The organism is Paractinoplanes brasiliensis (assembly GCF_004362215.1).
GTDB classification, from domain to species: Bacteria; Actinomycetota; Actinomycetes; order Mycobacteriales; family Micromonosporaceae; genus Actinoplanes; species Actinoplanes brasiliensis.
The window spans coordinates 4,003,577-4,025,458 of record NZ_SNWR01000001.1; the positions used below are offsets into that span (position 1 = coordinate 4,003,577).

The 21,882-nt window shown below is 71.0% G+C and carries 17 protein-coding genes and 1 tRNA gene; 8 read left to right on the forward strand and 10 right to left on the reverse strand.

Annotated elements, in window-relative coordinates; genetic code table 11:
* Positions 1-13: 13 nt before the first annotated feature.
* Together C8E87_RS17955 and C8E87_RS17960 are read right to left on the reverse strand one after the other, a co-directional pair.
* On the reverse strand, positions 14-1,114 hold the full coding sequence (locus C8E87_RS17955) for a fumarylacetoacetate hydrolase family protein (protein WP_239080553.1): 1,101 nt from the start codon (positions 1,112-1,114) through the stop codon (positions 14-16).
* On the reverse strand, positions 1,111-1,956 hold the full coding sequence (locus tag C8E87_RS17960; protein ID WP_203720882.1) for a hypothetical protein: 846 nt from the start codon (positions 1,954-1,956) through the stop codon (positions 1,111-1,113). Before C8E87_RS17960 ends, C8E87_RS17955 begins: the two co-directional genes overlap by 4 nt.
* 73 nt (positions 1,957-2,029) lie before the next feature.
* Here C8E87_RS17960 and C8E87_RS17965 point away from each other — a divergent pair, with 73 nt between their 5' ends.
* Positions 2,030-3,187 (forward strand): homogentisate 1,2-dioxygenase, encoded by a 1,158-nt coding sequence (locus C8E87_RS17965; RefSeq protein WP_133874163.1) that lies wholly within the window; start codon positions 2,030-2,032, stop codon positions 3,185-3,187.
* Positions 3,188-3,247: 60 nt separating this feature from the next.
* Here the strand turns inward: C8E87_RS17965 and C8E87_RS17970 are convergent, their stop codons facing one another.
* The gene (locus C8E87_RS17970; RefSeq protein WP_133874164.1) at positions 3,248-4,432 is read right to left on the reverse strand and encodes an ROK family protein; all 1,185 of its coding nucleotides are present in this window, start codon (positions 4,430-4,432) and stop codon (positions 3,248-3,250) included.
* A gap of 53 nt (positions 4,433-4,485) precedes the next feature.
* Between C8E87_RS17970 and C8E87_RS17975 the strand changes: the two genes are divergently transcribed.
* Positions 4,486-5,697, forward strand: coding sequence for an MFS transporter (locus C8E87_RS17975; protein WP_133876907.1), 1,212 nt, complete (start codon positions 4,486-4,488; stop codon positions 5,695-5,697).
* Here the strand turns inward: C8E87_RS17975 and hisC are convergent.
* The 4 genes from hisC to hppD are packed head-to-tail and all read right to left on the reverse strand — an operon-like array spanning position 5,694 to position 9,499.
* Complete coding sequence (gene hisC, locus C8E87_RS17980) at positions 5,694-6,776, reverse strand: histidinol-phosphate transaminase (RefSeq protein WP_133874165.1); 1,083 nt, start codon at positions 6,774-6,776, stop codon at positions 5,694-5,696. The two genes, C8E87_RS17975 and hisC, sit on opposite strands and share 4 nt — an antisense overlap.
* Entirely contained in the window at positions 6,776-7,789 is a 1,014-nt protein-coding gene (locus C8E87_RS17985; protein ID WP_133874166.1) for an RDD family protein, read from the reverse strand. Before C8E87_RS17985 ends, hisC begins: the two co-directional genes overlap by 1 nt.
* Complete coding sequence (locus C8E87_RS17990) at positions 7,786-8,334, reverse strand: RDD family protein (protein WP_239080554.1); 549 nt, start codon at positions 8,332-8,334, stop codon at positions 7,786-7,788. The genes C8E87_RS17985 and C8E87_RS17990 overlap by 4 nt, the downstream gene beginning before the upstream one ends.
* A gap of 10 nt (positions 8,335-8,344) precedes the next feature.
* The gene (hppD, locus tag C8E87_RS17995; RefSeq protein WP_133874167.1) at positions 8,345-9,499 is read right to left on the reverse strand and encodes a 4-hydroxyphenylpyruvate dioxygenase; all 1,155 of its coding nucleotides are present in this window, start codon (positions 9,497-9,499) and stop codon (positions 8,345-8,347) included.
* Positions 9,500-9,679: 180 nt separating this feature from the next.
* Between hppD and C8E87_RS18000 the strand changes: the two genes are divergently transcribed.
* Complete coding sequence (locus tag C8E87_RS18000; protein ID WP_239080555.1) at positions 9,680-11,011, forward strand: PQQ-binding-like beta-propeller repeat protein; 1,332 nt, start codon at positions 9,680-9,682, stop codon at positions 11,009-11,011.
* A gap of 70 nt (positions 11,012-11,081) precedes the next feature.
* Positions 11,082-12,740, forward strand: coding sequence for a fumarate hydratase (locus C8E87_RS18005; RefSeq protein WP_133874168.1), 1,659 nt, complete (start codon positions 11,082-11,084; stop codon positions 12,738-12,740).
* Positions 12,741-12,744: 4 nt separating this feature from the next.
* Here the strand turns inward: C8E87_RS18005 and C8E87_RS18010 are convergent, their stop codons facing one another.
* Positions 12,745-13,254, reverse strand: coding sequence for a hypothetical protein (locus tag C8E87_RS18010; protein WP_133874169.1), 510 nt, complete (start codon positions 13,252-13,254; stop codon positions 12,745-12,747).
* 145 nt (positions 13,255-13,399) lie between these two features.
* Between C8E87_RS18010 and C8E87_RS18015 the strand changes: the two genes are divergently transcribed.
* The 3 genes from C8E87_RS18015 to rlmB are packed head-to-tail and all read left to right on the forward strand — an operon-like array spanning position 13,400 to position 17,356.
* Positions 13,400-14,797 (forward strand): class II fumarate hydratase, encoded by a 1,398-nt coding sequence (locus C8E87_RS18015; protein WP_133874170.1) that lies wholly within the window; start codon positions 13,400-13,402, stop codon positions 14,795-14,797.
* A 31-nt stretch (positions 14,798-14,828) separates the two neighbouring features.
* The gene (gene cysS, locus C8E87_RS18020; RefSeq protein WP_133874171.1) at positions 14,829-16,241 is read left to right on the forward strand and encodes a cysteine--tRNA ligase; all 1,413 of its coding nucleotides are present in this window, start codon (positions 14,829-14,831) and stop codon (positions 16,239-16,241) included.
* Positions 16,241-17,356, forward strand: coding sequence for a 23S rRNA (guanosine(2251)-2'-O)-methyltransferase RlmB (gene rlmB, locus C8E87_RS18025; protein WP_133874172.1), 1,116 nt, complete (start codon positions 16,241-16,243; stop codon positions 17,354-17,356). Before cysS ends, rlmB begins: the two co-directional genes overlap by 1 nt.
* Positions 17,357-17,620: 264 nt before the next feature.
* Here rlmB and C8E87_RS18030 read toward each other — a convergent pair.
* Positions 17,621-17,694 (reverse strand) — tRNA-Thr (locus C8E87_RS18030).
* Between the two features lie 137 nt (positions 17,695-17,831).
* On the opposite strand from C8E87_RS18030, the gene C8E87_RS18035 reads away from it, so the two are divergent.
* Entirely contained in the window at positions 17,832-18,917 is a 1,086-nt protein-coding gene (locus C8E87_RS18035; protein ID WP_133874173.1) for an ABC transporter ATP-binding protein, read from the forward strand.
* A gap of 58 nt (positions 18,918-18,975) precedes the next feature.
* Here C8E87_RS18035 and C8E87_RS18040 read toward each other — a convergent pair whose 3' ends face one another.
* Positions 18,976-21,807, reverse strand: coding sequence for an Hsp70 family protein (locus C8E87_RS18040; protein WP_133874174.1), 2,832 nt, complete (start codon positions 21,805-21,807; stop codon positions 18,976-18,978).
* Positions 21,808-21,882 lie beyond the last annotated feature (75 nt).

The window sequence follows — 21,882 nt, forward strand, 5'->3', positions numbered from 1 at the left end:
GTTACGACACCGATCAGGGCACGACAGTCCCGGAAACCGAGCCCAGCGAGATCCGGGTGCCGGCCGCCGAGAGCGCGGTGCCGCCGATCCGTACGACGTCGCCGTTCTCGAGGAAGCCGCGCAGCGTGCCGTCGGCCAATTTGACCGGGTCGTCGCCGTTGCGGGTGAGCTCGAGGAACGAGCCGACCTGTTCGCGCTCGGGGCCGGAGACTGTGCCCGAGGCGTACAGGTCACCGGTCCGTACGGAGGCGCCGTTGCTGGTCAAATGGGCCAGCTGCTGCGCCGCCGTCCAGTACATCGAGGTGAACGGCGGCGTGCTGACCAGCGTGTCGTTCCACTCGACGGTCAGCCGCAGATCGAAGCCGGGCCCGGCGGGACGCAAATAGTCGAGCGGCTCCGGATCCTGCGGCTGGGCCTGTACGGGGGCCAGCGCGTCGAGCGGCACCACCCAGGGCGAGACCGAGGTCGCGAACGACTTGGCCAGGAACGGGCCGAGCGGGCGGTACTCCCAGGCCTGCAGGTCACGGGCCGACCAGTCGTTGACCAGCGTCACCCCGAAGACGTGCTCGGCGAACTCGGTTGTCGCTATCCGGCGGCCGGGCCGGCCGACCACGAACCCGACCTCGGCCTCGACGTCGAGACGCCGGCTGGGCCCGAACAAGCCCTCGCCGAGCTGGCCGGAGGGCCGCACGATCGGGGTGCCCGAGACGACCACGGTGGCGGACCGGCCGTGATAGCCGATCGGCAGGTGCTTCCACTGCGGCGACAGACCGGGCGAGCCGGGGCGCAGGATCGCTGAGACGTTGAGCGCGTGATGCTCCGACGAATAGAAGTCGGTGTAGTCGGCCACCTCGAACGGCAGGTGCAGGGTGACGTCGTGCAGCGGGATCACGGGCGGTCCCCACGCCACATGTGCGACCACGGCCTCGCGGGCGGCAGTCCACTCCTGCCGACCGGCCGCCATCAGCGGGTTGAGCGACGCCGCGGCCAGGCGCCCGCCGAGCGCCGACAGATCAACAACACCGTTTCCCAGCCGTACGCCGATACGCCGTTCGCCTCGGCCCAGGGTGAACACCCCGTACGGCAGGTTGTCGGGCCCGAACCCGTCGCTCACTCGTATCCCCCGTTGATCAGGCCGAGCCGCACCAGCTCGGTGAGCGGCTCGACGACGTTGGCCGCCCCGAACCCGACGAACAGCGGGCGCGGTTCGGCGCGCCGGGCCCGGCAGGCCTCCACCAGCGGCACCGGATGAGTCGCGGCCAGCACCTCGGCCACCTCGGCGACCTCCCCGCCGTCGTGCGCGCTGATCGAGGCGGCGAGCACGTTGAGGAAGCCGTGGTGGGTGAAGCCGGTTTCGGGATCGGTGTGCCGGATGGCGTGCCGCAGACCCGCGGCCAGCCGGAACGGCAGTTCCCGGTCGCGGCAGGCGCAGAGCACGGCGGCCAGCTCGACCGGGGTGGGGAACAACTCGGCCGCGAGCCCGCCGACGCGGAACTTGGCGGCCAGCGCCAACCCGTCGGCACGGGCCTGGGCCACCGCGTCCAGTGCGGCCAGCAGTCCCCAGCTCAGCGGGATCTCGGCGTACACCCGCAGGTCTCTGTCGGTTTGTGCCAGCAGCCGCAGGTCGGCCAGGCCGGGTTGCGGGTCCTCGCCGCGCCGGGCGACGGCAGCCTCCAGGTGCTGCACCCGCCCGCCGGCGGCCCGCAGCTTCTCGACGGCGACGGGCACGGCGGTCACGCTGACGTCGCCGACCAGGGCCACCGGCAGGTCATGGGCCTGCAGGTCGGCGCCGATCAGCGACGCGGGCACGAGCAACGGCCCGAGCAGGCCCGCGAACCAGCCCGCACGGTGCTCGTCGTGCTTGGCGACGGCCTCGGCCACGCCGGTGGGGCTCGGCGGCAGCAGGGACGCGTCGTCCACCAGCCCGGCGAAGAGCGGAGTCACCAGCGTTGACACGAATCCGAACCTAATAGACGCTTCCAGAAGCGGACAACCACGTCCAAGATGTCTGATTTCAAGTGAGGCAACGATGCCCTACTACCGCAGCGTCGGCGAAGTGCCCCACAAGCGGCACACCCAGTTCCGGCGACCCGATGGCGGCCTCTACTCCGAGGAGCTGATGGGGCAGGAAGGTTTCTCGTCCGACTCGTCGCTGCTGTACCACCGTCACCCGCCGACCGCGATCGTCTCGGCCGAGGTCTTCCCCGCGCCCGCGCCGAAGCGCTCGGCCAACCTGCCGTTGAAGCCGCGGCACCTGCGTACGCACAAGCTCGACGCCGGCCCGGCGGATGCGGTGCTCGGCCGTCACCCGCTGATGGCCAACGACGACGTACGCATCGGTTACGCCATCGCCGACCGGCCCTCGCCGCTCTACCGCGACGCTGTCGGCGACGAACTCCTGTACGTCGAGGACGGCCGGCTCGCCGTCGAGACCACGTTCGGCACGCTCGAGGCCGGCGCCGGCGATTACGTGATCATCCCGACCTCGGTGGTGCACCGGATCGTGCCGCTCGACGGGCCCGCCCGCTTGCTGACGATCGAGGCGAACGGCCACATCGGACCGCCGAAACGCTACCTGTCGGTGCGCGGCCAGTTCCTGGAGCACGCGCCCTACTGCGAGCGTGACCTGCGCGGACCGTCGGAGCCGCTGCTGGTCGACGGGACCGACGTCGAGGTGCTGGTCAAGCACCGGGCCGGGTGGACCAGGCACGTGTACGCGCGGCATCCCTTCGACGTGGTCGGCTGGGACGGCTGCCTCTACCCGTGGGCCTTCTCGATCCACGACTTCGAGCCGATCACCGGCCGCGTGCACCAGCCGCCGCCCGTGCACCAGACGTTCGAGGGACCCAACTTCGTGGTCTGCTCGTTCGTGCCGCGCAAGGTCGACTACCACCCGCTGGCCATCCCCGTGCCGTACAACCATCACAACGTCGACTCGGACGAGATGATGTTCTACACCGGCGGCAACTACGAGGCCCGCCGCGGCTCCGGCATCGAACAGGGCTCGATCTCGCTGCACCCGTCCGGCTTCACCCACGGCCCCCAGCCCGGCGCGGTCGAACGAGCCCTCGGCGTCGAGGCGTTCGACGAGCTGGCCGTCATGGTCGACACGTTCCGCCCGCTCGACCTGTGCGAGCCGGCCCTGGCCGTGGAGGACACCGCGTACGCCTGGACCTGGAACCGCTAGGCGCTCGGCACCGTCACCTCGACGTCGATCCGGGCCGGGACGGGTTTCTCGGGCTGGTGGTCAGGGGAGTTGTGGAAACAGGGCTGACCAGGCCTTCTCTGCGGCCCCGGCGATGGGGCCGTCGGAGCCCAGCGCCGCGGCGACCAGCGGGGGTGGGGAAGCGCGGCGGATCGCCATCAGGCCCGAGCGGTAGGACGTGTGGAGTTCGGCGGGGGCGGCTGCCAGCAGGTCGGCGGCGATGCTGCCGAGGGTGACCAGGTCGGCGTCGACGCCGTTGACCAGGCCCGCGATGCCTCGGCCTAGGGCGGCGGCGACCGCGCCCACGGCGGCACGCTCGTGGGGGCCGGGCGAGGCGATGACCCTGCGGGCGTATGTGACGGGGTCCGGCGGTGGGGGCTGGCCCAGGAAACGGGCGAGGGCGGTGCCGTCGACGGCCGTGCCCCAGCAGCCGCGGGCGCCGCAGGGGCAGAGGATCGCGGGGTCGCCGAAGGGCATGTGGCCGAACTCGCCGCTGGCTCCGGTCGCGCCGAGCAGCAGGTGGCCCTGGTCGACGATCGCGCCGCCGAGGCCGCTCTCGATGCGGATGTGGAGGGCTACCGCGGCGTCGGTGGCTGCTCCTCGGGCCGATTCGGCGGCGGCCGCAAAGCTGGCGTCGTTTCCAGCTACGAACACTGTGGGAGTCGGCCAGGTGGAGGCGTCGGCCACGGACAGCGCCGGGGCGCCGGAGGATGGGACGGCGGCGGCAGGGACGCGGGTGAGGGCTCCGGGCCAGAGGGTGGTCAGGTCGACGTCGTGCCAGCCTGCGGTGCTCGCGTCCAGGCGCAGGGCGGGGGCGACCGTGCCGGGCACCGAGACGCCCATGCCGCGCACGCGACCCCCGTACGTGTGCAGGATCTGAGCGACGGCGGCGGTGACCTCGGGCCAGGGGGTGCCGGCGTGGGGGGACGCGACCGTGGTCAGGGTGTGCCCGCCCAGCTCGACCACGTCGATGCGCCAGGCCTCATGCGTGATCTCGGCGGCGAGCACGAGCGGGCCCGACGGGTGGGGCACGAGCACCGTGGTCGGACGGCCGCGGGCGCCGCTGGGGGTGGCGGGGGCCTCGGCCAGCAGGGCGGCCTGAGAGAGGCGGGCGACCAGCTCGGTGGCCGCTCCGGTGCCGATGCCGAGGCGGCGGGCGGCGTCGGCCCGGGTCACGCCTGGGTGCTGGTGGGCGACCCGGAGCAGCTCGGTTGAGCGCGTCGTCACAGCCGATTCCCTTCTTTTACTCTGAAGCAGAGCTTATTGTGCGATGGGTGAACATGAACCGCCCGGCCCTGGCCGCTCTCGGCGCCTCCGCGTTCTTCTACGTGACGGCGGAGACGCTGCCGGTGGGTCTGCTGCCCGAGATCTCCCAGGGTCTGGACGTGGCCGAGTCCGACGTCGGTCTGCTGCTGACCAGCTATGCCGTGGTGGCGGCGGTCAGCACGATCCCGCTGACCGCGCTGACCATGCGGGTGGGGCGGCACCGGCTGATCGCGATCACCCTGGCCGTCTTCGTGGTGTCGCAGGCCGCGGCCACGTTCGCGCCGACGTTCGGGATCCTGGCCGGGTCCCGGCTCATCTGCGCGTTGGCCCACGGGGTCTTCTGGTCGGTGATCGGGCCGGTCACCGCCCGGCTGGCGCCGCCGGGGCAGGCCGGCCGAGCCACGGCGCTGGTCTTCGTGGGCAACTCGCTCGCCATCGTGCTCGGTGTGCCGCTCGGCACGGCGCTCGGTCAGTGGCTCGGCTGGCGCGCGGCCGTCGGCGCGGTCACCCTCGGCGGGGCGGTTTGCGTGATTGTCCTGATGCGGGTGCTGCCCCCGCTGCCGCCCCGGCCGCACGACCTGAAGATGCGGCCGGCCGTCCGGCTGCGGGCCGCGGTCGGCATCGTGCGGGATCCGGCGGTCGCGCTGCTCTGCGTGATCACCGCGGTGCTTGTGATCGGCCACTTCGCGGCGTACACGTACATCGCGCCGCTGGTGCGACGGGATGCGGGCCTCGAGGGCGCGGGGCTCAGCCTGCTGCTGCTCGGCTACGGCGTGGCCGGGTTGCTCACCAATTTCGCCGTGGGCCGCCACGTCGACCGGCGTCCGGGGACCGTGCTGGTGGCGCTGCTCAGCGTGCTGGCTGTCTCGGCGGGGCTGCTCGCGCCGGTGCTGGGCGTGGTCCCCACCGTCGTCGTCACGCTGCTCTGGGGCGGCGCGTTCACCGCCATTCCGGTCATCCTGGCCGCCGCGCCGCTGCGCATCGCGCCCCGGGCCCGGGACGCTGCCTCGGCCGTCTATGTGGTCGCCTTCCAGATCGGGATCGGCGGCGGCGCCCTCGCCGGCGAGCGTCTGGTGCGCTCGGGTCACCTGGGGGTGCTGCCGCTGGTGACCGCCGCGCTGGCAGTGGCCACCGTGGTGGTCGTGCTCACCGCCGGACGCCGGGTCTTCCCCGCCCGGCTGAGCGAGGAAGACCATCACCGGACCGAGGCGCAGCTCGTCGGTTAGCTCTTCAGGGCCACTTCGGCGGCGCTCAGGAAGGCATCGTTCTCGTCGGGCGTGCCGATGGTCACCCGTACGCCGTCACCCTGGAACGGCCGCACGATCACCCCTCGCGATTCGCAGGCCTTCCCGAACGGGGCCGACTGATCGCCCAGCGGCAGCCACACGAAGTTGGCCTGGCTGCTCGGCACCGCGACGCCCAGTTTGCGCAGCGCCTCGGTCACCCGGTCGCGCTCGGCCACCACCAGCGCGCACCGCCGGCGGACCTCCTCTTCCTGGGCCAGCGCCGCGATCGCCGCGGTCTGGGCGACCAGGCTGGTCGAGAACGGGGTGAGCACCTTGCGGATGGCCCCCGCCACCTCGGGCTGGGCCACCAGGTAACCCATCCGCAGGCCGGCCAGCCCCCACGCCTTGCTCATGGTGCGCAGCACGAGGACGTTGGGCCGGTCGCCGTAGGTCGCCAGCCCGTCCGGCACCTCGGGGTCGGTCACCAGTTCCCGGTACGCCTCGTCGAGCACGATCAGCACGTCGGAGGGCACGGCGGCGACGAAGCGGTCGAGCTCGGCCTTGCGCACGCTCGTGCCGGTCGGGTTGTTCGGGTTGCAGACGATCACCAGCCTGGTCCGCTCGGTGATCGCGTCGGCCATCGCCTGCAGGTCGTGCCCGTGGCCGCTGGTGTTGGGCACGCGCACGCTGGTCGCCGAGGCCCCGGCCGCGATGATCGGGTACGCCTCGAACGAGCGCCATGCGTACACGATCTCGTCGCCGGGCAGGCACGTGGCCTTGACCAGAATTTCGGCCAGCGCGACCGAGCCGCAGCCGGTGACGATGCGGTCGGTGGCCACGCCCAGCTTCTCGGCCAGCGCGTCACGCAGCGCGACCGCGCCCATGTCGGGGTAGCGGTGCGAGTGCAGCATCGCGTCGGCCACCGCCTCGGCCACGCCGGGCAGCGGCCCGTACGGGACCTCGTTGCTGGCCAGTTTGATCGCCTCGGCGATGCCCAGTTCGCGGGTCAGGTCGGCCAGGTTGCGGCCGGGGACGTACGCGGGCAGGTTGTCGAGGTCGGCGCGGGTGAGGCGGGTCATCAGCTTCCTTCTGTGTGAGAGCCGTTGCCGCCACTGCGGGTGGTGGCGTCGACCGGCTGGCGATCGTCCGGCGGGAGCGCGATCACGACCGTGCGTGCCGTCTTGTCGTGGAACGCCTGGCGCAGCTGCTGGTCGAAGACCGGCGAGATGCAGTCGATCAGTTGCAGCACGAAGCCGATGCCCGCGCAGCCCCACGCCGGGGTCCACAGGCCGAGGCGGGCCCAGCGGCCGAACGCGCGGCCGAACCCCAGCGGCTCCGTGTGCTCGACCGCCATGACCTTGATCCGCATGATGCGTTTGCCCAGCGTCTGGCCGGTGCTGCCGATCGACGGGGCCTCGTAGAGCAGCCAGAGCAGGGTGGCCACGATCAGCATGGCCCAGAGCAGGCTGTCCATCCGGCCCGAGCCCTGCACGTCGAACGCGCTGCCGCCGTTGGCCATCTCGTTGAGGCTGGCCCTGTACATCGGCACGAACTCTTTGGCGAACTCGTAGAAGAAGTAGCCGTTGACGACGACGTTGAGCAGCAGCACGGCGAGGATGTCGAGCAGCCGGGCGACCAGGCGCGGACCCAACCCGGCCAGCGCGTAGCCGTGCGGCCGCGCCTGCACCGGATACATGCCGGCGCGCATGCCCGGAGGCATCTGCTCCCAGCCGGGGGGAGGCTGCCACCCGGGAGGCGGCTGCCAGCCGGGCGGCGGTGGCGGCTGCGGACCCCAACCCGGCTGCGGACCCCAACCAGGCTGCGGACCCGATCCAGGCTGCTGGCCCGCGCCGGGCTGCGGACCTGCGCCCGGCTGCGGACCCCAACCCGGGGGCGGGGGCGTGAGGGGAGTGGGCGGGGCCGGCGCGGGCGATGCGGGAGCCGGGGGCGGTTCGTCCTGGACCGGCGGCGGGCCGTCCGGCGGCACGGCGTCGGCCGGGATCGCCTTGCCCAGCCACCCCTCGCCGTCCCAGTAACGCTGGGTCTCCGGGTCGGCCGGGTCCTTGTACCAACCGGCAGGCAGCGAGCTCATGGGGAAACCTTAACGACCACGGTGCGGGCGAATTTGTCGTGCAGGGTCTGCTGGTACGGCTTATCCGCCAGCTGCCACAATCCGTCGACCCAGCTGAAGAACGGCAGCAGCATGCCGCCGCCGTACTCGACGAGGTAACGCTTGGCCGCCATGCCGCGCGTCAGGCGCAGCGCCGGGTCCAGCGGGACGATCCGGATCTTCATCGCCTTCTTGCCCAGCGTCTGCCCGCTGCGGTGCATGTATTCCACCGCGTAGAGGAAGTACAGCAGCATCATCAGGGCGAACAGGCCCAGTTCGAGCAGCAGGAACGGCAGGAAGTAGTCGGCGAACACCGTGCCGAAGTCCGGTTCCGGGCCGTACGGGTCGGGAAAGTCGATCTGCAGGAACACCACCACGAAGGCCGGGATGAACAGAACGAAGGCCACGGCCGTCAGCAGCGCCATGTCGATCATGTAAGCGAGCAGTCGTTGCGGGAACTCGGCGAGCGGCACCCCCGCCGGGCTCAGCGGCGGGGGTGGCGGAGAAGGAGGCCAAGGGACGGTCACGCGACCAGTGTCACAGATTGCCGCGCAACTCCTGCTCCCGCTCGATCGCCTCGAACAGCGCCTTGAAGTTGCCCTTGCCGAAACCGAGGGAGCCGTGCCGCTCGATCAGCTCGAAGAACACCGTCGGGCGGTCCTGCACGGGCGCGGTGAAGATCTGCAGCAGGTAGCCGTCCTCGTCCCGGTCCACCAGGATCTTGCGGCGCTGCAGCTGTTCGATCGGCACACGCACCTCGCCGATCCGGGCGCGCAGCTCCGGGTCCTCGTAATAGGAGTCGGGGGTGTCGAGGAACTGCACGCCCGCGGCCCGCATGGCGTCGACGCTGGCCAGGATGTCGTTGGTGGCTACGGCGACGTGCTGGGCGCCCGGCCCGCCGTAGAACTCGAGGTACTCGTCGATCTGCGACTTGCGCCGCGAGACGGCCGGCTCGTTCAGCGGGAACTTGACCTTGCGGGTGCCGTCCGCGACGACCTTGCTCATCAGCGCCGAGTAGTCGGTCGCGATGTCGTCGCCCACGAACTCGGCCATGTTGGTGAAGCCCATGACGCGGCGGTAGAACTCGACCCACTCGTCCATGCGGCCCAGCTCGACGTTGCCGACCACGTGGTCGACGGCCTGGAAGAAGCGCTTGGGCTGCAGGCCGGCGGCGATGGCGGGCTGCCGGTCGACGATCGGCTCGCGGGCGACGAAACCGGGCAGGAACGGGCCGTCGTACCCCGAGCGGTCCACCAGTGAGTGCACGGTGTCCCCGTACGTGGCGATGGCGGCGACCCGTACGGTGCCGTGCTCGTCCTTGATGTCGTACGGCTCGGTCACGCCCCGCGCGCCGGCGGCCAGCGCGTGCGCGTACGCCTTGTCGACGTCCGGCACCTCGAGCGCGATGTCCTGGATGCCGTCGCCGTGCTTGGTGACGTGGTCGGCGCCGGGCGCTCCCGCGTGCACCGCCCCGACCAGCACGAACCGGGCGCCGCCGCTGACCAGGACGTATTCGGCGTGGTCGCGGAAGCCCTGCTCGGGCCCGCGGTAGGCCACGCAGGTCATGCCGAAGGCCGTGGAGTAATAGTGGGCCGCCTGCTTCGCGTTGCCCACGAGGAACCGGAGGTGGTCGACGCCCTTGACGGGAAAGACGTCGTCGGTACGGGTCCGGTGATCCATCGTCTGCGTCATTGACTGAGGTTGTCGCAGCTCACAGGGCATTTCAACATGTGTCCGCGCGCTTGCGCAGGGTGCCCGTTCCCCCGTACGGCCGGACCGGCAGCCGGTGCAATTTGCACAACGCCACGACGGCCCTGCCCGATATTTCCGGCAAATGCCATCGACACGGGCGAATCAAGATCCTTCGTCCGGGTGAGCGACCTGGCTAGCGTGTCGCGCATGGCGTCGGGTGGCAGCCCCTGGAAGGGGTACGCGCTGGTCGCGATCGTGATCGTGATCGTGCTGGCCACCACCGGCGTGTGGAATCCGTGGCCACAGGTCTGGGGCTGGGTCAACACGAGCGAGCCGATCGCCGGTGGCGCGGCCCGATGGCAGACCCGCATCGGCGGCAGCCCGCAGAGCGTCTCGATCGTCGAGGACGCCGTGGTGGTCGAGTACCGCACGTCGGTCGAGGCGTACGGGCTGACCGCCGGGGTCAAGCTCTGGGACAGCGACGCCGACTGGGCCGCGATCGCGGGCGACGGCGCCAACGCGGTGGTCGCCACCGGCCGCCTGCTGACCAAGGGCTACCAGGTGCTCGACCCGCGCACCGGCGCCCAGCTGCGCGCCGACACCGAGGCCACCGCCGTCTGGACGTACCGCAACGCCCTGCTCGACCTGCACTGCGCCAAGGGGGGCGACTGCGCGCTGACGGCCTGGGCGCCGCGAGGCACCAAGCCGCTCTGGTCCGTCGACACCGGCGGCATCGGCTTCGTGCTCAACGCCGCCAACCCCGACCTGCCCGACACCCGCCGGCTCACCGCCGACCGGGTCGACGACGACGTGGCCCGCCCCCGGCTGATGCCGAGCCTGATCGGGCTGCCCGACGACGGCAAGGTCCGGGTGATCGACACCGCGACCGGACGCGTGGTGCAGATCGCCCAGCCGGCGGCCGACCAGCGGATCGCCATCGCGGGCGGGCGAGTGCTGACGGTCACCGGTGTCGCCCGGGACGGAACCTGCTACTACGGGGTGGTGGCGACCGACCCGCCGTCGTCGGCCCCGGTGTGGCAGCGGGAGGGGCTCAACCTCCGTACGGCGGAGAACGGCTCCAACTGCAAGCAGGAGAACGACCCCGCGGGCGGCGAGGACGTGGTGCTCGGCGTCGATCCGACCGGCCGGGAGGAGCTGCTGGCCGGGCACGACGGGCGCATCCTGTGGCGCGGCGAGCGCGACGAGAAGGTGCTGACCGTCAACGACAACTACGCCGTGATCCGCAGCGCCGACTCGGGGACGTTGCGCGGTCACAACCTCAGCCGCGGCAAGAACGGCTGGTCACGGCCCGCGGGGGAGAACGCGGCCGCGGCCCTCACCCCGTACGCGGTGATCCTCACCAGCCGCAAGCCCGAGCGGGTCGTGGCCCTGGTGCCGAGCAGCGGCCGGGTGCTGGCCGACGTGCGTACGGACGCTGTGGTTTTCGCCGTCGCGGCGGGCGGGATGATCGCCGTCTCGGGCCGGGACATGGCCTATCTCCCGTTTACTTGACCGAACTGGTATGCGCGCAGGGGCGGAGCGGTTCGCGCCTGCCCGGACCGCTGTCCTAGGCTTTCCGCTCATGAGCAGAGGCGCCGCATTCACGTATTCGCCGCTGTTGCCGCTCGGCGACGACCAGACCGAGTACCGACTGGTCACCGACGAGGGCGTGGACGTGGTGCACGGCCCGGGCGGCCGGCGGTTCCTGACCGTCGACCCGGCCGTGATGACCCAGCTCACCGCCGAGGCGATGCACGACATCGCGCACTACCTGCGCCCGGCCCACCTGACCCAGCTCCGCGCGATCATCGACGACCCCAAGGCGTCGCCGAACGACCGGTTCGTCGCGCTCGACCTGCTGCGCAACGCGAACATCGCGGCCGGCGGGGTGCTGCCGATGTGCCAGGACACCGGCACCGCGATCGTGATGGGCAAGCGCGGGCGGCACGTGCTCACCGACGGCACCGACGAGGAAGCCATCGCCCAGGGCGTCTACCAGGCGTACACCCGGCTCAACCTGCGGTACTCGCAGCTCGCGCCGCTGACCATGTGGGACGAGCGCAACACCGGCTCCAACCTGCCGGCCCAGATCGAGCTCTACGCCGAAGACCCGGGCGGCGCCCCCGACGCGTACAAGTTCCTGTTCATGGCCAAGGGCGGCGGCTCGGCCAACAAGTCGTACCTCTATCAGGAGACCAAGGCGCTGCTGAACCCGGCGCGGATGATGGAGTTCCTGGACGAGAAACTGCGGCTGATCGGCACGTCGGCCTGCCCGCCGTACCACCTGGCCGTGGTCATCGGCGGCACCAGCGCCGAATACGCTCTCAAGACGGCCAAGCTGGCCAGCGCGAAATACCTGGACAATTTGCCCCGGCACGGCACGATGTCGGCCCACGGTTTCCGCGACGTCGAGCTGGAAGCGGCCGTCCTCGAGCTCACCCGCGACTTCGGGATCGGCGCCCAGTTCGGCGGTCGTTACTTCTGCCACGACGTACGGGTGATCCGCCTGCCCCGGCATGGCGCGTCCTGCCCGGTCGCGATCGCCGTCTCGTGCTCGGCCGACCGCCAGGCGCTGGCCAAGATCACGCCGTCCGGGGTGTGGCTGGAGCGCCTCGAGACCGACCCGGCGCGTTACCTGCCCGAGGTCGACCTCGCCGGCGAGCCGGTGGTCAACGTCGACCTCAACCGCCCGATGGCCGAGATCCGGGCCGAGCTGTCGAAGTACCCGGTCAAGACCCGCCTGTCGCTGACCGGCCCGCTGGTGGTGGCGCGCGACATCGCCCACGCCAAGATCGCCGAGCGGCTGGACGCGGGCGAGCCGATGCCGCAGTACATGCGCGACCACGCGGTCTACTACGCCGGCCCGGCCAAGACCCCCGAGGGGTACGCGTCCGGCTCGTTCGGCCCCACGACGGCGGGCCGGATGGACTCCTACGTCGAGCGCTTCCAGGCCGCCGGGGGCTCGCTGGTCATGCTGGCCAAGGGCAACCGTTCGGGCCAGGTGACGCAGGCCTGCCAGTCGTACGGGGGGTTCTACCTCGGCTCGATCGGCGGCCCGGCGGCCCGGCTCGCGCAGGACTGCATCCGCCACGTCGAGGTGCTCGAATACCCCGAGCTCGGCATGGAGGCGGTCTGGAAGATCGAGGTGGAGGACTTCCCCGCCTTCATCGTCGTCGACGACAAGGGCAACGACTTCTTCGCCGAGGTGACGAAGCCCGTCCTCTCGATCGGCCGTCGCTGAGGCGTCAGCTCGCGCAGTAACCGGCGACCGGGCTCAGCCACTCCTTGAACTGGCCCTCGATCGAGCTGTTGAGCTTGGGCAGCGTCGTCACCGACTTGACGTAGCCCTTGCTCGCCGCGCTCGCCTCGACCTTGGCCGCCGACGTCATACCGGCCGCCTTGAACTCGGGGTTCTGCGCGGCCGCGGTGTCTTTGCGGATCTTGGCGGCGACCTGCTTGAGCTCGGTCGTCGCGGCGGCCTCGGCCTTTCCGATCTCGGCCGATGCCTTGGCCTCGCGATAGGTGATCAGCTTGCCCATCGCCGCGCCGAAGTCGCGCAGCTCGACGGTGTAAAGCGTCTGCAGTTTCGCGCACACCGCGCGGGTGTTCGCCGTGTAATCCGGCGCGGCGCTGCTCGGTGCGGTGCTCGGCTGGGTCGTGGCCGGGGCGGCCTCGGTGCTGTCCGCGTCGCTGTCGCAGGCGGCGCCGGTCAGCAGGACGCTGCCGGCGAGCACGGCCAGGAGGGCGCGTCGCATGAGGATTCCTTCGGTCGGGGACGGGAAAACGCTCGCCCGACGGTACGTTCCGCCCGCGCCGTCGTCCAACCGGGCGTGACCGCCGCGATCCGACGGGTGGCGAGGATCATCTGCGAACCGGCCCGGGCGGAGAGACGATGGACCGGTGACGACTGACGAGAGCGGTTACCGGGTCGAGAAGGACACGATGGGCGAGGTCCGGGTTCCGGCCGACGCCCTCTGGCGGGCGCAGACACAGCGCGCGGTCGAGAACTTTCCCATCTCGGGGCGCGGCCTGGAGTCCGCCCACATCAAGGCGCTGGCCCAGATCAAGGGGGCCGCCGCGCAGGTCAACGCTGCTCTCGGGGTGCTCGACGAAGACCTGGCGCAGGCCATCGCCAAGGCCGCGGCGCACGTGGCCGACGGCGGTTACGACGACCAGTTCCCGATCGACGTCTTCCAGACCGGCTCCGGCACGTCGTCGAACATGAACGCCAACGAGGTCATCGCGACCCTGGCCGCGCGGGAACTGGGCCGCCCGGTCCACCCGAACGACCACGTCAACGCGTCGCAGTCGAGCAACGACGTCTTCCCCTCGTCGATCCACCTGGCCGCCACGGAGGCCGTCACGGCCGAGCTCATCCCGGCCCTCGAGCACCTCGGCTCCGCGCTGCTGGCCAAGTCCGAGGCCTGGTCCGAGGTGGTCAAGAGCGGCCGTACCCATCTGATGGACGCCACCCCGGTCACGCTCGGCCAGGAGTTCTCGGGGTACGCGAGGCAGGTCGCCAACGGCATCGAACGGCTCACCGCCACCCTGCCCCGCCTGGCCGAACTGCCGCTGGGTGGCACCGCTGTCGGCACCGGCGTGAACACCCCGCCCGGGTTCGCCCCCGCGGTGATCGAGCGGCTGCGCCAGAGCACCGGCCTGCCGGTCACCGAGGCCCGCGACCACTTCGAGGCTCAGGGCGCCCGGGACGCGCTGGTCGAGGCGTCCGGCCAGCTCAAGGTGATCGCCGTCGGGCTCTACAAGATCGTGAACGACATCCGCTGGATGGGCTCGGGGCCGCGCGCCGGCCTGCGCGAGCTGCGCCTGCCCGACCTGCAGCCGGGCTCGTCGATCATGCCGGGCAAGGTGAACCCGGTCGTGCCCGAGGCGGTCCGCCAGGTCGCGGCCCAGGTGATCGGCAACGACGCCACGGTGTCCTTCGCCGGCTCGCAGGGTGACTTCGAGCTCAACGTGATGCTGCCGGTGATGGCCCGCAACCTGCTCGAGTCGATCCGGCTGCTGGCCAACGCGGCCCGGCTGCTGGCCGACCGCTGCATCGACGGGCTGGAGCCGAACGTCGAGGTCGCGCTGGCGTACGCGGAAGGTTCTCCCTCGATCGTCACCCCGCTCAACCGCTACCTCGGGTACGACGAGGCCGCCGCGATCGCCAAGGCCGCGCTCGCGTCCAACCGCACGATCCGCGAGGTCGTGATCGAACGAGGGCACCTCGACAGCGGCAAACTGACCGAGCAGCAGCTCGACGAGGCCCTGGATGTGCTGCGGATGACGCGCCCCTGAACTCGCTTGGCGGGGCCGGTACCCTTGCAAGGTGAGTTTGCGCTTGTATGACACCGCGACCCGATCGGTTCGGGACTTCGTCCCGTTGACGCCCGGTAAGGTCGGTATCTACCTGTGCGGGCTCACTGTGCAGTCGGTGCCCCATATCGGGCATCTGCGCGGCGGCGTCAACTACGACGTGCTGCGCCGGTGGCTTATGCACACCAACTACGAGGTCACGTTCATCCGCAACGTCACCGACGTCGATGACAAGATCCTCGAGAAGGCGCAGGCGCAGGGCCGGCCGTTCTGGGCCATCGCCCACGCCAACAGGCTGGTGCTCGACGCCAACTACCGCGACCTCAACGTGCTGCCGGCGACCTACGAGCCACTCGCGACCGGCCACATCACCGAGATGCACGACCTGATCGCCGAGCTGATCCGCCGGGAGCGGGCCTACCCCGCGCAGGGCGGCAGCGGCGACGTCTACTTCGACGTGATGTCCTACCCGCAGTACGGCGCCCTGTCGGGTCAGAACCCCGACGACATGCGGCCGCCGAGCGACGGCGGTGAGCCCGACAAGCGCGACTACCGCGACTTCGCCCTGTGGAAAGGTGTGAAGGCCGACGAGCCGATCGATGCGTCCTGGCCGTCGCCGTGGGGCCGCGGCCGCCCCGGCTGGCACATCGAGTGCTCCGCCATGGCCCGGCGCTACCTCGGCGACGAGTTCGACATCCACGGCGGCGGGCTCGACCTGACCTTCCCCCACCACGAGAACGAGATCGCCCAGTCCCACTCGGCCGGGCTGCCGTTCGCCCGTAACTGGGTGCACAACGCGCTGCTCAACCTGGGTGACGCCAAGATGAGCAAGTCGCTGGGCAACGTGATCGACGTGGAAGCGGTGCAGGCGATGGGCATCCGCCTGGTCGAGCTGCGCTACTACCTGGCCACCCCGCACTACCGCTCCCGCATCGACTACTCCGACGAGGCGCTGCAAGAGGCCGCGGTGGCGTACAGGCGGATCGAGGGCTTCGTGCAGCGGGCCACCGAGGTCGTCGGCCCGGGCCGCCCGAAAGACGTGCCGCCCGCGTTCGCCGCGGCGATGAACGACGACCTCAACACGTCGGCCGCGCTGGCCGTCGTGCACGACCACATCCGCGAGGGCAACACCGCGCTCGCGGCCGGCGACGAGGCCGGCATCCGCGGGGCGATCACCGCCGTCCGCGCGATGCTCGGCGTGCTCGGCCTCGACCCGCTGGACGAGGCCTGGACCGGCAAGGCGACGCAGAACGACCTCAAGCCGGTCGTCGACTCCCTGGTCAATCTGGCCCTGGAGCAGCGCACCCAGGCGCGCGCACGCAAGGACTGGGCGGCCGCCGACTCGGTGCGCGACCAGCTCAAGAACGCGGGAATTCAGGTGGAGGACACTCCGGCCGGTCCGCGCTGGACGGTAGGAGACCACTGATGCCGGGAAACAGTCAGAACGCCAGCAAGCGGGCGACCTCGAAGAAGGGCGCACCGGTCGGCTCCGGCGGCAAGAACCGCTCGGGCCTCAAGGGCCGCGGCAAGACCCTGCCCGCCGACGAGCGCCCGTGGCACAAGGGCTACTCCGGCACCGAGAAGCTGCCCGAAAAGACCGCTCGTAAGCAGGAAAAGGAGCGCCGCGCCGCGGCAGCCGAGGGCCGCGCTCCCAAGGTCGGCATCCCCGGCTCCAAGGACACCACGTGGGGCCGCGGCGGCGGCCGCGCCTACGGCAAGCAAGCCCCCCAGCGTGGACGCGCCACGGGCCGCAGTGGCCCCCGCATCGCCCCCGGCCGCCGCTCCAATCCCACCAAGGAGGGCCCCGAGCTCCTGCTCGGCCGCAACCCGGTGGTCGAGGCGCTCCGTGCCGCAGTCCCCGCCACGGCCCTGTACGTGGCCCAGGGCATCGACATCGACGAGCGGGTGGCCGAAATCGTCCGCACCGCGGGCGACCGAGGCATCCCCATCCTCGAAATCGGCCGCAACGAACTCGACCGCATGACCGGCGGCGTCCTCCACCAAGGCATCGGCCTCCAGGTCCCGCCTTTCGCCTACGAGGACTTCGACGACCTCCTGGCCGCGGCCCTCGAGCAGCCCACCCCCCTGCTCGTAGCCATGGACGGCATCACCGACCCAAGAAACGTAGGCGCAGTAATCCGCTCAGTTGCTGCCTTCGGCGGCCACGGCGTCTTCATGACAGAACGAAGGGCCGCCGGCATCACCGCCACCGCTTGGCGGACCAGCGCAGGCGCAGCCGCCCGAGTCCCCGTCTCCCAGGTGGTAAACCTGACCCGAGCCATCAAAAAGGCCCAGGAGTCCGGATTTATCGCCATCGGCCTGGACGCAGACGGCGAAACAAACCTCTACGAGCTGGAAGCAGCCGTAGGCCCGCTCCTGGTAGTAGTCGGCTCCGAGGGCCGCGGTCTGTCCCGCCTGGTAGGCGAAACCTGCGACCTACGCGTCTCCATCCCCATGGCCTCAGACGTAGAGTCCCTGAACGCCTCAGTAGCAGCAGCCGTAACCCTCGCCGAGGTCTCCCGCCGCCGCACCACCCACTGACCAGCCCACCAAGGCCCGGCTCACCCCACGCGAGCCGGCCAACCCCCGCACGCCCATCAGACAGCCCCGACACGCACGCCCATCAGACGGTTCTGACGCGCACGCCCATCAGACGGTTCTGATGCGGCGAAGCCGCCACCCCCAACGGCCAGGCGCCGACTCACGCACCGACCAACCGCACCGTGGGGGTCTGGGGGGTCGCCCCCCAGGTGAGAACGCGAGGAGGCCGGTGCGCGCTTTTTGCGCACAGGGAGGCCCCCGACGAGCCCCCGGTCGGGATCGAACCGACGACCTCCCGTTTACAAGACGGGTGCTCTGGCCATCTGAGCTACAGGGGCGGGCGTGGTCAGCATACTGGCTGTGAACTTCCTGGCCACCTTGGCAGGTCGTAGAAAAACCTTTACGTTTACATGGCTGTTCCTCCACTCGGATCGTCCGGCACGTTCCTGCCGGTGGAAAGGAAGTCTGTTTCTCCATGGCTACCGTTACGTATGACAAGGCGTCCCGGATCTACCCGGGTTCTGAGCGTCCCGCGGTCAACGAGTTGAACCTCGAGATCGGCGACGGAGAGTTCCTCGTTCTGGTCGGCCCTTCGGGTTGTGGCAAGTCCACCAGCCTGCGCATGCTCGCCGGCTTGGAGGATGTGGACCGTGGCCGCATCCTGATCGAGGGCAAGGACGTCACGAATCTTCCGCCGAAGTCCCGCGACATCGCGATGGTCTTCCAGAACTACGCTCTCTACCCGCACATGTCGGTGTACGAGAACATGGCGTTCGCTCTGAAGCTGCGGAAGACCTCGAAGGCGGAGATCGACCGCCGGGTGAAGGAGGCTGCGGCGCTTCTGCAGCTCGACGAGTACCTGTCGCGTAAGCCGAAGGCGCTTTCCGGTGGCCAGCGCCAGCGTGTCGCCATGGGTCGCGCGATTGTGCGTGAGCCGCAGGTGTTCCTCATGGATGAGCCGCTGTCGAACCTTGACGCGAAGCTCCGGGTGCAGACCCGTTCGCAGATCGCCTCGCTGCAGGCCAAGCTGGGTGTCACCACGGTTTACGTGACGCACGACCAGGTTGAGGCCATGACGATGGGTCACCGGGTGGCCGTCATGCTCGATGGTGTGCTGCAGCAGGTGGACACCCCGCGCGCCCTGTACGACACCCCCGGGAACGTTTTCGTGGCGGGCTTCATGGGTTCGCCGGCCATGAACCTCAAGACGGTTCCGCTGACGGAGGCGGGCGGCAAGTTCGGCTCGTTCAATGTTCCGCTGACCCGCGAGCAGGTCGCGGCGGCGCAGAGCGGCGGCGGCAAGGTCACCATCGGTTTCCGCCCGGAGGCCGCCGAGCTGACCTCGGAGGCGGCGGGCGCGCTGCCGATCGTCGTCGACCTGGTCGAGGACCTGGGTTCGGACGCGAACGTCTACGGTCACGCCGACCTGGACGGTGACTCGGAGCGGTTCGTGGTTCGTACGGACCGTCGCAGCATGCCGAACATGGGCGAGACGGTTTACGTCCGTCCGCAGACGTCCGCGATCCACGTGTTCAACGCGGAGTCGGGCGCTCGTATCTGATCTACTGCTTCCACAGCCGGGCGGTTCCATTTCGGGGCCGCCCGGTTTTTTGTGCCTTCTATTTGGCGAATCTGATGAGGACGAAGTCTTCGCCGGTGGCGCAGGCCAGGTGGGTGGTGTTCCACGAGCAGGTGCCGGTGTTGACGTCGCTGAGCGGGCCGAGTTGCACGGGCTGGTCGCCGAGGTGCCGACCGGCGAGTGCGGGGTCGTCGGGGTATCCGGCGAAGGGTTTGCTGAGTTCGAGCACGTTGGCCGCGTCGAGGCGGGCGGCCGCTTGCGGGCCGGCCCAGACTGTTTCGCCGTCGGCGTCGGTGAGCCGGTTTTCCGAGGCGCCCGCGGTGATGACCGCTTGGCCGACGGGGATGATCAGGTCGGCTTGGGGTGCGGCGGCTTTCCAGGCGGGTTTGCCTTCGGGGATGTCGACCGCGACCACTTGGGCGTTGGCGTCGCCGGGGCCGGTGCCTTCCAGCGTGCACACGCGGTCGTCGCCGCAGGCGGTGAGCCGCCAGAGCCTGGCGTCACGGGAGGCCGAGGTGTAGATGATGTCGACGCCGTCGAGCTTGTCGAGCCCGTACGCGACGAGGCGGTGGGCGCCGTCGGATTCGCGCACGATGAGCCGGCCGTTGTGGGCGATCACGTCGTCGGTCGTGTCGGCGACGTCGGGGCGGCTGACCAGGACCTTTCCGGTGTTGGCGTCGAGCACCCGTACGGAGTCGTCGCCGCCGATCTGCACGAGGCGGGGGTCGTCGCCGAGGTCGGGTGACAGGGGACGGCCGGTGGCGCCGGCGGGGCCGGAGAGGTCGGCGGGTGTGGTGACGGTGATCAGGTCGGGCTGGGAGCCTTCGGGGTCGGGCTGGGTCCAGCGTTCCTGGCCGTTGGTCATGTCGAGGCCGAGGAGTTGTTTGTTCTTGCGGTCGGCCACGACGGCCCGGTCGCCCGCGAACCAGACCTGGTCGTCGTCGCCGAGGGTTCGTTTCCACAGTTGTCTGCCGTCGGCGGCGGCCAGGAGGACAAGTTCGCGGGTTTTCGTGGTGTAGTCGCCGTCGCTGATCAGTGCGACTCCGACGGGGAGGGCGATGACGGCTTCCCAGGCTTTGACAGTGCCGGGCGCTGTGCCGGCGTCGGGTTTGCTCCACGCCGGTTTGTCGGTGCCGGTGTCGATGGCGACGACGCCGATCCTTCCGGTTTCGTAGTCGGTGCTGGCCAGGTAGGCACGGTTGTCGCGGATGACGGCGTCGCGGAGCCCGCTGGTGAAGGGGACGGCCGGCGTGACGTGGACCGGGTTGCCGAGTGTCTGGTAGTCGAGGGCCGGGTAGCGCGGCCAGAAAGCCCAGGCGACGGCGGCTCCGGCGGCGATGACGACGACGGCCGCGGCCGCGCCGGCGACGGCCCAGGGGCGGCGGCTGCGGGCGGGCCGGTTCGCTGCTGGCGCCGCTGGGGCTCCGGGCGGACGGTTGTGGGGTGGGCCGGGGTGCGGGGTATGGTCGGAGGCGAGCCACGGTTCGTGGCTGGGCGGGCCGAAGGGCGCGGCCGAGCCGGGCAGCGACGGGGAGCCGGGGAGGGCGTGGCCGCCTGCGGCGATAGCGGCGGCCTCGCCGGTGGCCCAGGGGTCGACGGGTTCGGCGTAGTGCCGGTCGTCGGCCGGCGCGGGCGGGGCTGTCGGGGTCGGCGCCGGCCCGGAGGCAGGAGGGGGCGGCGTGGGTGTGGGCGTCGGCGCGGCCAGGGTCGAAGCCATCGTCGCGGTCGGTGGGCGGTCGGCGGGCGCGGTGGGCGGACCGGCCGTCGGCTCGCCGGCGGTGGGGCGGGCCTGGTCGAGGGTGGCGCCCTCAGCGACCGGGAGTTCGGGCTGTTCGAGGACCGTGGGGGCGATACCGAGTTCGCTGTGCAGCAACCGGGCCACGAGCGGTACCCGGGAGGACCCGCCGACCAGGAACAGACCGGCCAACTCGGGCGGTTGGAGGCCGGCGGCCGCGATCACCGCTGCGGCTTCGGCGACCCCGCGGCGTACGAGGGAATCGGCTGTTGCCTCGAACTCGTCGCGCGTGAGATGGACCGCGTGCTCGACGCCCGGCACCGGGACCGGGGCGAACGGGCTGCGGGAGAGCATCTCTTTGGCGCCGCGGACGTCTTCCCAGAACTGCCGCCGGGCCCGCCACTGGGCCAGCGTCACCGGGTCGGTCAGCGCCTTCCACGCCGCGGGTTCGCCGCCGGCCAGCGATTTGCCCAGGTGGTCGACGAGGGCCGCGTCGAGGTCGAGCCCGCCCAGGTCGTCGGCCCCGCCTGAGGCCGTGACCGAGAAGTCGGCGCCCGGGCCGTTGTGCCGCACCACGGCGATGTCGAGCGTGCCGCCGCCGAAGTCGAACACGGCGAGCGAGGAACCGACGGGCAGGGGCCGGCGCAGCACCTCGGCGAAGTAGCGCGCGGCGGCCACCGGTTCGGGCAGCAGCTCCGTCCCGTCCGGCCAGCCCGCCCGGCCCAGCGCCTCGACGAGCACCGCACGTCGCGGGCCGCCCCAGGAAGCCGGGTAGGTGACCCGGGCCGGCGGCAGGAACCCGGCCGTGGCCACGGCCTCGCGGGCCACCGCCTCGAGCAGCGCGGCGAGCAGGCTCGACACGGGCACGGTGGCGCCGTCGGCGAGCATCACCGTGTCGGCGTCGACGTGGCGTTTCGGGTGGGGTTCGAGACGGGCCGGGTCGGCGTGGCCGAGCCGCAGGGCGTCGGCGCCCACGTGGAGGCGGCCGCCGGGGTCGAGATAGACCGCTGACGGCAGCAGGGGGCGCCCGTCGAACAACAGTGGCCGCGTGCGCCCATCGGGCCGTCGCAGCATGGCCACGGTGTGCGAGGTTCCCAGGTCGACGCCGAGCACGAAGCCTTCCGTCACGGCCGCCATGCTACGACGAACCCCCTAGGCCGACTGTCATGCGGTTCGTTTGAATGACCCGCGCCGGAATGGGCGGTAAAACGC